The sequence below is a fragment of the Lautropia mirabilis genome (genome assembly GCF_900637555.1).
Classification (GTDB): Bacteria; Pseudomonadota; Gammaproteobacteria; order Burkholderiales; family Burkholderiaceae_E; genus Lautropia; species Lautropia mirabilis.
Genome location: NZ_LR134378.1, coordinates 2,967,038 through 2,980,518, shown reverse-complemented (window position 1 = coordinate 2,980,518; position 13,481 = coordinate 2,967,038). Strand labels below are relative to the sequence as shown.

The window sequence follows — 13,481 nt, the reverse complement described above, 5'->3', positions numbered from 1 at the left end:
GAGGAAGTGCACATGCGTCTGTTGCCCGTCAATCTCGATGCCATCCTGGTGGAGCTGGCCGATCTGGATGAAACCCTGGCGCTCTTCGATGCACTGGAGGCGGATCCGATCGAGGGTGTGACCGAACTGGTCCCGGCGGCGCGAACCATCCTGGTGCATTTCCTGCCGTGGGTGTGTCCGCTGCCCAGACTGGTGGCCGGCATTGCTGCACGGCAGGGCAGGCAGGGGCAGGCGCGGCAGGGAACGCTGGTGCGCATTCCGGTCCGCTACGACGGCGAGGATCTGGTCGAGATGGCCGATCATCTGGGGCTGTCGGTGGACGAGCTGGTGCGGCGCCACGCGGCTTCTGTCTGGCAGGTGGCGTTTACCGGCTTTGCACCGGGCTTTGCCTATTTGTCAGGGGGCGATCCGGTATTCAACGTGCCGCGTCGCGCCAGCCCGCGCACGCGCATTCCGGCGGGCTCGGTCGGGCTGGCCGGTACCTTCAGTGCCGTGTACCCGCGTGCCACGCCCGGGGGGTGGCAGCTCATTGGTACCACCGACGTGCCGATGTGGGATCTGGCGCGTACACCGCCGGCGCTGCTGCAGCCGGGGCAGCGCGTGCAGTTCGTGGATGTGGCGACCGAGGAAGGCGAGGCGCTGCAGCGCGAGGTCGTGCAGCAGCGGAGTGCACTGGTGATTGGCGGTTGCCTGACGGCCGCTGCCGAAGATGACTCCCATTGCGGGGGCTCGATGCGTGCCGGTTCCGCGGCGGTAGCGGATGATGCCGGAGGTGATGGGCAGAGTGCCTGCCGTGCCGGCGATGAGAAGGCCGTGGCGCATGTCTTCGAGGTGGTGGCGACCGGCCTGCAGGCGCTTTTCCAGGATGCCGGTCGTCCGGGGCAGGCACGCCAGGGCGTGTCGGCGTCCGGGGCGCTGGATGCCACGGCGTTTCGCGTGGCCAATCAGTTGCTGGGCAACGAGGCCGATGCCACGGTCATCGAGCTGCTGCATGGCGGCTTTGCGCTGCGGGCTCTGGCCCGGACGGTGGTGGCGGTGACGGGGGCGACCGGGCCGCTGGATCTGAAGGATGCGTCGGGCGTGCCGCTGCCTGCCGAACGCCATGTGCCGCTGGCCATGGAGCCGGGTGACGTGCTGACGGTGGGCGCGCCCGAACGGGGCCTGCGCAGCTATCTGGCGGTACGCGGCGGCTTTGACGTGGTGCCCGTGCTGGGCAGCAGTGCCACCGACACGCTGGCGGGCGTGGGCCCGGAGCCGCTGCGCGTGGGCCAGGGGCTGGCGGTAGGCCAGCGCATTCGGGGGGCGGTGGATGCGGCCGAGGCGGGCATGGCGAAGCTGGAGACGCTGCTGCCGCATCTGCCTGATTCCGTGCAGCCGGATCTCCGTGACGCGGATGCGGTTCGGCGTCATGCCATCGTGCTGGATCTGGTGCTGGGGCCGCGCACAGACTGGTTTGATGATGAATCACTGGAGTTGCTGCAGCAGCAGTGCTGGCAGGTGACGCAGCAATCCAACCGGGTGGGACTGCGACTGCTGGGTGAGAAGCCCCTGCAGCGTGCTGCCGGTTTTCAGGGCAGGGAATTGCCCTCCGAAGGCACGGCGCTGGGGGCGTTGCAGGTGCCGGCCAATGGGCAGCCGGTGCTGTTCATGGCGGATCATCCGCTGACCGGGGGCTATCCGGTGATCGGCTGTTTGGCACCGCATCATCTGGATCTGGCAGCGCAGCTGCCACCGGGAGTCTTCGTGCGCTTCAAGGTGATGGCACCGTTTGCGGAGATTCCGCTGGAGGGGGCCGGTGCATGAGGACAGAAAGCGGAAGTCCTCATTTCCGGGAGGCGGCGCTCGGGAAGGTCTGCCATAGGGACAGGCAGGTGACGGGGCATGCAGAAGGTCAGACGGAATGCCGGACGGAAGGCCGGGAGACTGGGGCGTACAGAATGGAGGCGTCTGATGGACTCGGGCGCCTGACGAGGGAAAAGTGATGATCAAGAAAGTCCTGATTGCCAACCGCGGTGAGATTGCGGTGCGCGTCATCCGTGCATGTGCCGATTATGGCGTGCAGAGCGTGGCGGTGTATGCCGATGCGGATCGGGATGCGCTGCATGTGCGCCTGGCGGATGAGGCTTTCGCCCTGCAGGGTGAGCGTCCGGCCGATACCTACCTGAACGTGGGCAAGCTGCTGGAGATTGCGCGGCGCTGCGGGGCCGATGCGGTGCATCCGGGCTATGGCTTCCTGTCGGAGAACGCCGGGTTCGCGCAGGCGGTGATTGATGCCGGGCTGGTGTGGATCGGTCCCAGACCCGAGACCATTGCGCAGCTGGGCGACAAGGTGGCGGCGCGGCGCATTGCGGCATCGGTGGGGGCACCGCTGGTGGCGGGCACCCCCGGTCCGGTGGAGAGCGTCGATGAGGTGCTGACGTTTGCGCGTGAGCATGGGTTGCCCATTGCCATCAAGGCGGCGTTCGGCGGTGGAGGCCGGGGGCTGAAGGTGGCCTGGCAGATGGATGAGGTGGCCGAGTTGTATGCGTCGGCGGTGCGTGAGGCGACCACGGCCTTCGGTCGGGGCGAGTGCTTCGTGGAGCAGTATCTGGATCAGCCGCGCCACGTGGAAGCGCAGGTGATGGCCGACACGCATGGCCATGTGGTGGTGCTGGGCACGCGGGACTGTTCGCTGCAGCGTCGCAACCAGAAGCTGGTGGAAGAGGCGCCTGCGCCGTTCCTGACGGACGCGCAGCGTGAGCGCATCCATCGGGCCGCGCATGACATCTGTGCACAGGCCGGCTATGTGGGCGCGGGTACGGTGGAGTTTCTGGTGAGCCGCAACGGCACCATTTCCTTCCTGGAGGTGAACACGCGGTTGCAGGTCGAGCATCCGGTGACGGAGCTGACGGCCGGCATCGATCTGGTGGTGGAGCAGCTTCGGGTGGCCGACGGGCTGCCGCTGTCCATCCGCCAGACGCCGCAACCGATGGGGCATGCCATGGAGTTCCGCATCAATGCGGAGGATGTGGGGCGAGGGTTCCTGCCGATGCCGGGGCGCATCCAGCGGTTCTCCCCGCCGTCAGGTCCGGGCGTCCGGATCGACAGTGGGGTGGAGACCGGATCGGTGGTAGCCGGGCAGTTCGATTCGATGATGGCCAAGCTCATCGTGCATGGGGACAGCCGCGAGCAGGTGCTGATGCGGGCGCGGCGTGCGCTGGCCGAGTTCGAGATCGAAGGGGTGCCCAGCGTGCTGCCCTTTCACCGGGCGGTGCTGGAGGCGCCGGCCTTCGTGGCGGTGGGCGGCGGGGGCTTTCACGTGCACACCCGCTGGATCGAGACCGAGTTTGCCGATGACCTGCAAGCGTCGGTACGGCCGGCGCCGCTGGGCACGATGTCGCTGCTGCGCATGCCGGTGGAGCTGGATGGCCGGCGGGTGATGCTGGGGCTGCCCGAGCAGCTGCTGGGGGCGCTGGCGGCGGTGGGCCAGGTGCTGCCGCAGGATGGCTCCGCTGCGGGAGGGGGCCTGGGGCGGCCGGGGGCTTCGTCGGGCGCAGGGGTGCCGATGGCGGCCGTGCAGGCGGGCGAGATTGCCGCACCGATGGCCGGCACGCTGCTGGCCTGGAAGGCTGAGGAAGGTGAAACCGTGGCCGAGGGTCAGCTGGTGGCGGTGATGGAAGCGATGAAGATGGAGATGCAGGTGACGGCACCGTGTGCCGGCACACTGCATCGTGGGGCGTCGGCCGGTCAGGTGCTGGCGGCCGCAGAGGTTCTGGGCCGCATTGCCTGAGGTGCCCGGGTGAGCCCCGTTGTGTGTTACTGATTGTCCGGATGCGGCGTCTGCGTCACCGAGATGGGCAGTTCGGGGATGATCCGGGCAGATTCAGGGACCGGGCCGGACAGTGACTGCAGGAAGGCTGCAATGTCGGCCACCTGTTCCTTGTCCAGTTCCTGGCCAAGCTGGGTCTGGGCCATCACGCGGATGGCCTGATCCAGATCCCAGACGCTGCCGTCATGGAAGTAGGGGTAGGTGCGGGCCACGTTGCGCAGGCCAGGTCCCCGGAAGAAGTACTTGTCGTCTTCCTTCTTCGTGACTTCGAAGCGGCCTTCGTCCTGCTTGGGCGACTGGGTGTACTTCCAGTAGGGTTCGTTGACCATGCCGAATTTCTGGAAGGTGTCTCCGCCCAGGCCGACACCCTTGTGGCAGGTGATGCAACCGCTGTCGATGAAGGCGGACAGACCCTTGCGCTGCTGGGCGGTGAGGGCGCCGATGTCACCCTGCAGGTACTTGTCCCACGGCGAGGGGGTGAGCAGCGTGCGCTCGAAGGCGGCGATGGCCGTCGTGATGTTCTTGAACGTCACGGGGTTCTTGCCGCTGTCGGGGAAGGCCTTCTGGAAGAGTGGCAGATACTCGGGGATGGAGGCGACCTTCTTCTCGACGGCTGCCTCGTCGATGTTGGCCATTTCCACGGGGTTCAGGAGCGGACCGCCTGCCTGTTCTTCCACGTCAGCGGCACGGCCATCCCAGAACTGGTGACCCAGCAGGGCGGCGTTGAGAGCCGTGGGCGAGTTGCGGGCGCCGAACTGACCCTTGTGGCCAGCGCTGGTGGGCAGGTTGTCCACGCCCGCCGTGGCCAGATTGTGACAGGAGTTGCAGCTGACGGAGTTGCCACGGGACAGCCGGGGCTCGAACCACAGTTACTGGCCCAGACGAACCTGGGCGTCGGTGAAGGGGCGCAGCTTCTGCATGGCTGCTGCGTCGGGCAGCGGCTGGAAGAGGCTCTGGGCGGTATCGAGCAGATCCTTGTCTTCTTCGCTGTAGGACGTGGCCTTGTCTGCCGAGGGGGCTTCGGTGGCCGCCTGGCAGGGGGCGCCGAGCGCGAAAGTCAGCAGGCTGGCAGCGGCCAGCAGGCTGATGTGAAGGCGAGGCTTCATGGGGGGGCTTTCTCCTGAGTGTTGTTGGTCTCGAGACCTGGCGGATGGGGCCGGCAGGCCGCCCCACTATAGGAAGGCGTGCGTGGATCAGGTTGTGTTAAATCAAGCAAAGATCAATTGTTGTTTATTAATCAATTGAGAAAAGCTATTAATCTGATAGAGCGCGTCTACAACGTCTCGTTGGGCAGAACATCGGAGCGTTAGAACGTCAGAACATCAGCCGGCCGATATCGTTGGCGGCGTTGAGGCCGCCGCGATGGTCGCTGCCGCTCTTGGGCAGGGTATAGGTGTATCGGTCGTCTTCCTGGTAGACCAGCTTGTAGTGCTTGCCGCCGTTGCTGATCCGGAAGCCCATGGATTCCAGGCCGCGCCGGATGCGTGCATCGAGGGTGCTTGTGCCGCGCAGCAGGTTCTTCAGGGCGTCGCGATGGGCGTTGGCCGTGCGGTGGGGCAGAGGGTTGGCGCCCACGATGGACTGGAGAACGTGGTGGCGACGGCTGTCAGGGGGGACGTACTTCCTGGCGTCGGCCAGGGCATCCAGCACGATGCCCAGGATCTCCTGGTCGTAGAAGTTGCGCTCCGTGCCTGGCGACAGCAGGATGTTGTCATCGCCGGGACGGATTTCGCGCTGGCGCAGTTCCTGGCGCAGTCGCTCGATCTCTTCCTCGGCTTCCTGCAGGAGCTGCTCCTTGGCGGCGATTTCCTCACCAAAACTGCGGATGCAGTCGTCGATGGAGAGCGACCCGGCCGATTTCAGGGCGGCAATGGTGTTCTGCGAGACCTGCTCTCGCAGGTGGGCCCAGGTGCAGCGTGGCAGTGGCCGACGCTGCCGCAGTGTGCGGTGGAGGTCTTCCTGGATGGCGTCACCAAGCTCGGCGGCCGTCTGATAGAGGGTTCCCAGGTAGAAGCGGCGTGGCTCGCCGCCCTCGGGCCAGTAGATGCCGACCGTGCCACCGTAGACGTTGGTGGATTTGGCCAGCGCCTGGAGCTGGCGCGAGAAGCTGTTGCCGGGTTCGACCACCACGTGGGCCCGTCCGGCCAGCCGGGATGCCAGGCGCCGGGGATCGATGGCGTGGCCGGGCTGGAAACAGGCGCTGACGTAGACGATGGGCAGGCGATGGTCGCTGTCGCCCAGGATGAGGTCGGCGGCCAGGGGGAGTTCGTGGCCGGCCAGCAGTCGGGGCTGATTCGAGACGCGCAGGGGGCCGTCCAGGCCGCCGCCCAGGGCATTCAGCAGGGTAGGGACGATGGCGGGATCCCGGTCGACGGGCAGGTGAGCCTGGGGCAGGCTGGAGGTGCACTCGATGCGGATGCCAAGCCATGCATCGCTTGCGGGTGCGGTATCCGTTTCCGGGATGGCCATGTCCGGGAGATCGGCATTTCCGGCATCATTTCCCCGGGTCTTGAGCCGCCGGGAGAAGACGACGGTGGTGATCCAGGTCAGGTGCTCTTCCTGGCGGCTGTAGCGGATGCCGGCCACTGTGGTGTCGGGCTGCCGAGCGATCAGGGTCTGCAGCAGTTCACCGCCGGTATTGATGCGGGATGAGGTCTCGGTGTGCAAGGCCTGCAGTTGTTCGGCTGCAATGGCGGTACGTTCGACATCCAGAAGCCAGGAGGCGATGGCGCGCAGGAAGTCTTCCGGGCCATGGGCAGGATCGACCGCGAAGTCGGTGGCGAACGAGATCATGCGGACGGGAGGAGGCCTTTTGACGGGCGACCTCGGGGATTGGCGTCCGGCTATGGTACTGATGCCTCCCTATCAGAACGGGCGTGACGATTGATCTGACAACCTGGCTGTGAAATGGATGTCCGGGATGTGTACGGGCGGGTTTTCAGGGCCGGGGTCAGGGCAGGTAGCGGCTGACCTCCAGGCCGCTGCCGACGGGCAGCAGGGTACTGCTGATGCCGGGTTTGGCGCGCACTGCCTGGACGTAGGCTTCCAGTTCGGGGCCACCCGGACGGACGATGTTGTTGGCCACGATGACGGCGCCGGGGGCCAGCCGTGAATGGAAGGCCTCCAGACAGGGCAGATAGAGATCTTTCCGAAGGTTGACGAAGACGAAGTCGAATCGGCCGGGGGTGTTGTCGATGAGGGTGATGGCGTCACCGATCCGGAAGTCGACGAGGGGGGAGAGGCCGGCCTGGGTGCTCATGTCCAGGGCGTGGGCGGATCTTTCGGGATCGATCTCGATGGTGGTGAGGTGGCCACCGGTGGCGCGTGCCGCTTCGGCCAGCCAGATGGCGGAGTAGCCGAAGGAGGTTCCTAGTTCCAGGATGCGTGGCGCGGTGAGGCTGTGGACCAGGATGTTGAGGAACTGCCCGGTCTCGGGACCGATGGCCCGCATGGACTGGAAGTTGACGCTGTTGCGCCCGCCGGGGGCCGCGACCGGGAAGCTGAGGTTCTCGCGCTCCATGCGGGCGTGGTATTGCTCCAGTACCTCGATGATGGCGTCGTCCATGGTGTTTCCCTGGAATGGTCTGGGCCGAGGTCACTTCGGAGGTCACCTCGTGAAGGCAGAGCCGTGCTGCGCCCGCGCCCGATGCGTGTCGGGCCAGTATACGGGATCGGGGGGCGGAGGTTGGGGCCTCAAGGTCTGGGAGCAGGTTCCGGGGGCCTCGGGCGTTCTGATTCCTGGCTGGGGCCTTCTTCCTGGATGCGCTGCCGGAAGCGGCCAGCGGCGCTGTGGTAGAAGGGGCGGGGGTGGATCTGGCGCGAGACCAGGGCAGCGACCAGGCTGCCGATCAGGGACCAGATGAGCACGGGCTGGCTGCCGGTCATTTCCATGACGATGACGCTGGCGGTGACGGGCGATTGGGTGGCGCCGGCCAGGAAGGCGGACATGCACAGCAGCACCAGCAGGCGTTCGTCCACCATCCCGCCGGCGAGCGAGGCCAGGTGGCTGCCGATGCCGGCGCCGGTGCTGAGTGCCGGGGTGAAGATGCCGCCAGCGATGCCGGTCCAGTACGTGAAGACGGTGGCGGCCAGCTTGGCCAGGCCGGTTTCGGGAGGCGCGATGGGGTGTCCGTCCAGCGCCTGGGTGACCATCTGGTAGCCGGTGCCGTAGGTCTGGCCGTGGGTCCAGGTGCCCAGGGCTGCCAGCAGCAGGCCCATGACGATGGCCAGCAGGACGGGGTGGCGGCGCACCGGGCCACGCAGGAAGGCCGGCACGCAGCTGGCTGCGCCGCGAAAGAGCAGCCGCGCGAAGATGCCGCCCAGCACGCCGCAGACGATGCCGCAGAGCCCCACCCACAGGGTCATGTCGGGTACGGTGGTGGCGCCGGCGTATTGGGGAAAGTAGGGGTTGTTGCCCTTGATGGCCACGAGGATGAAGCCGGCGGCCAGCACGCCCAGCAGGACGCGCCGGCCCCAGTGCAGCACCACGCCACGTCCCAGTTCCTCGATGGCAAAGACCACGCCGGCCAGTGGGGCGTTGAAGGCTGCGGCCAGGCCGCCGGCGGCGCCGGTGGCCATCAGTTCGTTGGCGGTGAGTCCCCGGAAGGCGATGCCGTGGCGGCGGCAGACATCGCCCCAGGCCAGCATGACGGCTGCTCCGACCTGCACGGAGGGGCCTTCGCGGCCTACCGAGGCGCCGATCAGCATGGCCAGCAGTGTGAGAGGAATCTTGGCGAGCGTCTGCCAGAACGTGACCAGCCGGTTCTTGAGCGGGCCGTAGGGCAGGCTGATGGCAGCGATGACCTGCGGGATGCCACTTCCGGCCACGAAGGGGGCGTGCCGCGGGGTGTACCAGGCCAGGGCGGCCAGGCCCAGCGGCAGCATGATCCAGGTGGCCAGCGGATGGCGGGCCGTCCACTGAGCATTCCAGTCCAGGGCGAGATCGGCCAGTTCCGCAAAGCCCAGCGAGGTGAGTGCCACCAGCGTGGCACCGACCAGCATGCAGGCGAACTCCAGGCTCTTGTGCGGGATGCGGTGGGTCTTGCGCAGGCGCTGGTGCAGGAAGTGGCGGATGCGGGCAGTGCGCGAGGGTGCGGGCTCGCCCGTAGTGGCGTTCTGGGGGGAGGCGGTATGAGCCTGCGACATGGGGCGTGGGTCGAGGACCTTGTCGGAGTGTTCCCGCTATTCTGATCCCGTCAGGAGGTGCTGCGCAGCATGACCGTGACGGGGGACCTGGACGGGGGGCGCCTTGTGGCGCTTCCGCTGCAGGCTGGTCAGAGCGAGATGCCGCCCGAGACCTCGATGACCTCGCCGTTGATGTAGCTGGCTTCGTCGCTGGCCAGGAAGGCGTAGACGTTGGCGATCTCGGCGGGCTTGCCCAGGCGGCCCATCGGGATGCGGGCCTTCATGCCGTCCAGCACCTTTTCGGGCATGGCATTGAGAATGGGCGTGGCGATGAAGCCTGGGGCGACGGCGTTGACGCGCACGCCCTTCGGGCCCAGTTCGCGGCTCCAGGTCTTGGTGAAGCCGATGAGGCCGAACTTGGCGGCGGCATAGTTGGTCTGGCCGAAGTTGCCGTACAGGCCGACGACGGAGCTGGCATTGAGGATGACGCCGCTGTTTCGCTCGATCATGCCGGGGGCAACGGCCTGGCTGCAATGGAAGACGCCACGCAGGTTGATGTCGATGACCCGGTCGAACTGCTCTTCGGTCATCTTGACGAGGCGGGCGTCCTGCGTGATGCCGGCGTTGTTGACCAGCACGTCGATGCGGCCGTGCCTTTCCTGGACCTTGGCGACGACGGCGTCGATGGTCGCGCGGTCGGTGACGTCCATGACATGGCCCTCGGCTTCTGCACCCAGGGCACGGCACTGCTGCACCACGGCTTCGATGCCGGTCGGGTTGATGTCGCAGACGATGACAATGGCGCCCTCAGTAGCGAACTTGAGGGCAGTGGCCTCACCGATGCCCTGGGCAGCGCCGGTGATGAGGCTGACCTTGCCGGCCAGACGGCCCTGTGGGGCGCCATGGGGCGTGGGGTTGGACATGGATCTCCTCCGGTTGAAATGTCTGGAGGCAATGATCGCATGTTTTGTTGCGGCGCAGCATTGCCTCTGTGGGGGATTTCCCGAAGGAGATCCAGGGCGTGGCCGGCCTGCTCAGGGCCTGCGGTGCCGCCTTTTCCGATGGGCAGCGGCGCCGGGCCAGCGGAGCCGGGAGGGCAGGGTACCGATGGCCAGCATGGCGAGCGACAGGCCCAGCACGGGGGCGTTGCCGCCCAGGCGCACGTAGGGGGTCAGGCCGGTGTGTCCCTGCAGGGTGGCCTTCAGCGTGCCGGTCTCGTGCGGGCGCAAGCGGATCTGGACGATGCCGCGGGCGCTGATGACGGCTGTCATGCCGGTGTTGGTCGCGCGGATGATGGGCCGGGCGGTTTCCAGCGCGCGCATGCGGGCGATCTGCAGGTGCTGGGGCAGGGCATGGGAGTTGCCGAACCAGCCCAGGTTGGTGAGATTGGCCAGTATGGTGGCGCCGCCCGTGTACGTGCCCTTGCCGTTGCGGGTGCCTTTCACCTGCGAGAGCAGTTCTTCGCCGAAGATGTCCTCATAGCAGATGTTGAAGCCGATGCGCTGGCTGCTGATGGGCAGCAGGGGCTGCTGGGCGGGGCCGCGGGCCTGGTCGCCGAGCGGGATGTTCATGAGCGTCATGAACCAGTGAAAGCCCTCGGGGATGAATTCGCCAAAGGGCACCAGGTGACGCTTGTCGTAGTGATAGCGGACCGGCGTGTGCTGGGTGTCGGCCGTGAGCGGATCGGGCAGGGTGTCGGCGGTGAAGACTTCCACGCTGTTGCTGACCTGCCAGACGGGCGGCGGGGGCGGTGTGTCCGAAACGGCCTCGGAGGCCTCGCTGTCATGCGCTTCGGTGGGGGCGCCCGTGAAGCGGCTGGCTTGAGCACCCCGGGGATTGTTCTCGTGGACCTGGACGAAACGCGGCAGGCCCAGGGCCACGGTGCTGTGGGTGCTGGCCAGGAAACGGTGCAGGCGTCGCTGCAGTGCGGGCTCGGTGGCCTCCCAGCGCGTGGTCCAGGCGGTCTCAGGCAGCAGCACCAGGTCGGCGGGGTTGGCCTCGATCATTTCCAGGTACTGCTGGCGAGCCAGGGCAGCAGGGCCCGGGTCGAATTTCATCTGCTGCGGGACGTTGCCCTGCAGCAGGCTCACCGAGATCGACTTGCCGGTGGGGTGGCTCCATTGCTTGGTGCGCAGGGCGCCGCCTACCACCATCACGCCCAGGGCGGCCAGCAGGCAGGGCAGTGCGGAGGCTGCGCGTGAGGTGCGCAGGTTGCGTTGCGGACGCAGGTTCTCGGGCGTGTCCAGGCTGTTGCGACGGACATGGCGCAGGTGAGCCAGCAGCCGGTGGGCCGCCACGGCCAGGCTGGCGGCGGTGAGTGCGGCGCCCAGCGTGATCAGGTAGACACCGCCTATCGGCGCCAGTCCGGCCAGGGCACCTTCGACGTGGGCATAGCCTATGCCCAGCCAGGGAAAGCCGGTGAGGACCCAGCCGCGGGCCAGTTCGGCCAGCGTGATGGCGCCGCCGAAGGCCAGGATGAAGCGCCAGGCGGACAGGTGCCGGGTGGCATCAAGCTGCCGTCGGCACAGGCGGCTGCATAGCCAGGCGCCCAGCGCCGGATACAGGGCCAGATAGGTGGCAAAGAGCAGGGTTGCCAGTGCGGCCAGCGGGGCGGCCACGCCGCCATAGTGGTGCATGCTGATGTAGACCCAGCCGATGCCGGCGGTGAACCAGCCGATGCCGAACAGCAGGCCCAGTCGGAAGGGGCCAGGAGGGGGGCGTCGGTGTGCATGACCGTGCTGCTGGGCGTGCTGCCCGATGGCCGACAGCAGCAGGCCGGCAAAGCCGGTCAGTACCAGCAGTTCCAGCCAGTCGCTGCCCCAGGGGGCGAAGGTGAAGGCATGGGCGATGCCCAGAGCGAGTGCGGTCAGCGTTGCCCGGTGGTTCTTCAGGAATCGGCCGAGGAAGCGAGGCATGGGCGTTTCAGTCGTCCGGCAGACGGTAGGGGTCGTCGATGCGGAACCGGTGCAGCAGTTCGATCTCGCGGGACTCCATCTCGGCCGCTTCCTCGTCGGTGAGGTGGTCCATGCCATGGGCGTGCAGCACGCCGTGGATGACCAGGTGGGCGAGGTGGTTGCGCAGCGGCTTGTTCTGGGTGTGGGCCTCGTCCTGCAGCACCGGCAGGCAGATGACGATGTCGGCCTGCACCACCGGCTCGTGCGCGTAGTCGAAGGTCAGGACGTTGGTGGATCTGTCCTTGCCCCGGTACTGGTGGTTGAGCTGCCGGCTTTCCTCGCGGCCGACGAAGCGCAGCACCAGCTCGGCATCGGCTTCAAGGGCGGCCTGCACCCAGCGGCGCAGTTGCGGGCGGGAGGCGGGCAGCTCGGCCGGGTCGACCGTGTCGTCGAACTGGATCTGGAGTGAAAGCCGGTGGGGCGCACGCGGGTCAGCGACAGGGCTGCCGCTTCGGGTGGCTGCGGCCTTGGGGGTTCCGGCGCTGACGGCAGGGTTGCGGCGGGCGCGGCGCGGCGTGTCGGAATCAGGCATCGGTGCGCTTGCGGTTCTCGACGTGCTTCTCGTAGGCCTCGACGATGCGGGCCACCAGCGGGTGACGCACCACGTCGCCGGACTCGAAGCGGTTGAAGGCGATGCCCTTGACGTTCTTCAGCACGCGCTGGGCCTGCACCAGACCGCTCTTGCGGGGCGCGGGCAGGTCGATCTGGGTGATGTCGCCGGTGATGACCGCCTTGGAGCCGAAGCCGATGCGGGTGAGGAACATCTTCATCTGCTCGGGCGTGGTGTTCTGGGCCTCGTCCAGGATGATGAAGGCGTTGGACAGCGTGCGGCCACGCATGTAGGCCAGCGGAGCGATCTCGATCTGCTGGCGCTCGATGAGCTTGCCGACGCGCTCGGGGCCCATCAGCTCGTTGAGCGCGTCGAAGAGCGGGCGCAGGTAGGGGTCGATCTTCTGGGTGAGGTCGCCGGGCAGGAAGCCCAGCCGCTCGCCGGCTTCCACGGCCGGGCGGGTGAGGATGATGCGCTCGACCTGGTCACGGTCCAGGGCATCGATGGCGCAGGCCACTGCCAGGAAGGTCTTGCCGGTACCGGCCGGGCCGATGCCGAAGGTGAGGTCGTGCCCGAGGATGTTCTTCAGGTACTTGCGCTGGTTGGGGGTGCGCCCCTGCAGCTCGCCGCGCCGGGTGCGGAAGGTGGGATTGTCGGGAGACTGCGGTGGCAGCGTTTCGGTGACGGGCGGGTCTGCCGGATCGTCGTGGCGGGATTGGATGATGGCCAGTTGGATGTCCTCCGGGCTGAGCGGGTGGCGGTGGGCGTGGTAGAGGCGGCCGAGCAGGCTGGCGGCACGGGCGGGCTCCTGCCCCTGGCCGCTGAGGGTGAAGTGGCTGCCGCGGCGGCTGATGCGCACGTCCAGGGCGGACTCGATGAGGCGCAGGTGCGCGTCGAGGGCGCCGCACAGGCTGGCCAGCCGCTGGTTGTCGGGTTCGTCGATGGAGAAGTGGGCCTGGGCCGGCATGCTGCGGGCAAATGAAGGGGTTGGGCCCTTGAATTGTAGCGTGTGCCCCCACGCAGGGGGCGTGCCGTCCGGTTTTGG

At 67.4% G+C, this 13,481-nt stretch carries 11 protein-coding genes; 2 read left to right on the top strand and 9 right to left on the bottom strand.

What is annotated here, in order from left to right; genetic code table 11:
• The first annotated feature begins 12 nt into the window (after positions 1-12).
• Entirely contained in the window at positions 13-1,803 is a 1,791-nt protein-coding gene (locus tag EL249_RS12235; RefSeq protein WP_005671922.1) for a 5-oxoprolinase subunit B/C family protein, read from the top strand.
• 178 nt (positions 1,804-1,981) lie between these two features.
• Positions 1,982-3,769 (top strand): acetyl/propionyl/methylcrotonyl-CoA carboxylase subunit alpha, encoded by a 1,788-nt coding sequence (locus tag EL249_RS12230; RefSeq protein WP_005671923.1) that lies wholly within the window; start codon positions 1,982-1,984, stop codon positions 3,767-3,769.
• Between the two features lie 26 nt (positions 3,770-3,795).
• Here EL249_RS12230 and EL249_RS12225 read toward each other — a convergent pair whose 3' ends face one another.
• From EL249_RS12225 to EL249_RS12190, 9 genes are all read right to left on the bottom strand, one after another.
• On the bottom strand, positions 3,796-4,677 hold the full coding sequence (locus EL249_RS12225) for a cytochrome-c peroxidase (RefSeq protein ID WP_267878743.1): 882 nt from the start codon (positions 4,675-4,677) through the stop codon (positions 3,796-3,798).
• Positions 4,678-4,914, bottom strand: a complete 237-nt coding sequence (locus EL249_RS13400; protein WP_005671925.1) for a hypothetical protein — start codon at positions 4,912-4,914, stop codon at positions 4,678-4,680.
• A gap of 208 nt (positions 4,915-5,122) precedes the next feature.
• Positions 5,123-6,601, bottom strand: a complete 1,479-nt coding sequence (locus EL249_RS12220; RefSeq protein WP_005671927.1) for a hypothetical protein — start codon at positions 6,599-6,601, stop codon at positions 5,123-5,125.
• Positions 6,602-6,758: 157 nt separating this feature from the next.
• A complete protein-coding gene (locus tag EL249_RS12215; RefSeq protein WP_005671928.1) occupies positions 6,759-7,373 on the bottom strand; it encodes an O-methyltransferase in 615 nt (204 codons plus the stop codon).
• A gap of 128 nt (positions 7,374-7,501) precedes the next feature.
• On the bottom strand, positions 7,502-8,953 hold the full coding sequence (locus EL249_RS12210) for a chloride channel protein (RefSeq protein ID WP_005671929.1): 1,452 nt from the start codon (positions 8,951-8,953) through the stop codon (positions 7,502-7,504).
• Between the two features lie 128 nt (positions 8,954-9,081).
• On the bottom strand, positions 9,082-9,855 hold the full coding sequence (gene fabG, locus EL249_RS12205) for a 3-oxoacyl-[acyl-carrier-protein] reductase (RefSeq protein WP_005671930.1): 774 nt from the start codon (positions 9,853-9,855) through the stop codon (positions 9,082-9,084).
• A gap of 111 nt (positions 9,856-9,966) precedes the next feature.
• Positions 9,967-11,847, bottom strand: a complete 1,881-nt coding sequence (lnt, locus tag EL249_RS12200; protein WP_005671931.1) for an apolipoprotein N-acyltransferase — start codon at positions 11,845-11,847, stop codon at positions 9,967-9,969.
• Positions 11,848-11,854: 7 nt separating this feature from the next.
• On the bottom strand, positions 11,855-12,418 hold the full coding sequence (ybeY, locus tag EL249_RS12195; RefSeq protein WP_005671932.1) for an rRNA maturation RNase YbeY: 564 nt from the start codon (positions 12,416-12,418) through the stop codon (positions 11,855-11,857).
• Entirely contained in the window at positions 12,411-13,403 is a 993-nt protein-coding gene (locus tag EL249_RS12190) for a PhoH family protein (RefSeq protein WP_005671934.1), read from the bottom strand. Before EL249_RS12190 ends, ybeY begins: the two co-directional genes overlap by 8 nt.
• Positions 13,404-13,481 lie beyond the last annotated feature (78 nt).

Bases quoted from the DNA above. Each gene is read 5' to 3' on its own strand.
- EL249_RS12235 (WP_005671922.1), top strand. From the start codon at position 13: ATGCGTCTGTTGCCCGTCAATCTCGATGCCATCCTGGTGGAGCTGGCC.
- EL249_RS12230 (WP_005671923.1), top strand. From the start codon at position 1,982: ATGATCAAGAAAGTCCTGATTGCCAACCGCGGTGAGATTGCGGTGCGC.
- EL249_RS13400 (WP_005671925.1), bottom strand. From the start codon at position 4,914: ATGAAGCCTCGCCTTCACATCAGCCTGCTGGCCGCTGCCAGCCTGCTG.
- EL249_RS12220 (WP_005671927.1), bottom strand. From the start codon at position 6,601: ATGATCTCGTTCGCCACCGACTTCGCGGTCGATCCTGCCCATGGCCCG.
- EL249_RS12215 (WP_005671928.1), bottom strand. From the start codon at position 7,373: ATGGACGACGCCATCATCGAGGTACTGGAGCAATACCACGCCCGCATG.
- EL249_RS12210 (WP_005671929.1), bottom strand. From the start codon at position 8,953: ATGTCGCAGGCTCATACCGCCTCCCCCCAGAACGCCACTACGGGCGAG.
- fabG (WP_005671930.1), bottom strand. From the start codon at position 9,855: ATGTCCAACCCCACGCCCCATGGCGCCCCACAGGGCCGTCTGGCCGGC.
- lnt (WP_005671931.1), bottom strand. From the start codon at position 11,847: ATGCCTCGCTTCCTCGGCCGATTCCTGAAGAACCACCGGGCAACGCTG.
- ybeY (WP_005671932.1), bottom strand. From the start codon at position 12,418: ATGCCTGATTCCGACACGCCGCGCCGCGCCCGCCGCAACCCTGCCGTC.
- EL249_RS12190 (WP_005671934.1), bottom strand. From the start codon at position 13,403: ATGCCGGCCCAGGCCCACTTCTCCATCGACGAACCCGACAACCAGCGG.